We start from the raw sequence: 378 nt of genomic DNA, 5'->3' as shown, positions 1-378 counted from the left end.
GGAACAGGTGAGCCTCTTGTGGAAGGGCGAGAGCCAGAATTCGTCCGATGCCACCGACCGCACCTCCATCGGGAAATAGACTTCCGGAAAATGCTTCTCGGTCAGTTCGATGATCTCGGCCAGCGCCTTCGGCCCCTCCTCGAAGGGAAGATGATATTCCATTTCGTTGAACCTGGTCTGCCGGTCGCTGGCATAGACGTTGAGCCAGTCCTGCACATAGTCCTCCGAGGGCACCTTCTTCACCGCGCCCTTGATCAGCGCCCGCCGCAGCGACGGCAGCCAGCGCAAGACGGTGCGCAGCTTGCGCAAGGTCGCCAGCCCCTCCTCGTCGTTCTCGGTCGGCCGCGGCGTGGGCGCCGCGTCGCTGAGATCGCTGGC

The 378-nt window shown here is 63.5% G+C and carries 1 protein-coding gene; it reads right to left on the bottom strand.

Going from position 1 to position 378, the window contains the following annotated elements; genetic code table 11:
* The coding region (locus EN807_RS33115) for a D-arabinono-1,4-lactone oxidase (protein WP_281405249.1) at nt 1–378 on the bottom strand (378 nt) is incomplete at both ends.

Source organism: Mesorhizobium sp. M5C.F.Ca.ET.164.01.1.1 (assembly GCF_004792125.1).
GTDB classification, from domain to species: domain Bacteria; phylum Pseudomonadota; class Alphaproteobacteria; order Rhizobiales; family Rhizobiaceae; genus Mesorhizobium; species Mesorhizobium wenxiniae.
This window is presented reverse-complemented; position numbering and strand designations above follow the sequence as displayed.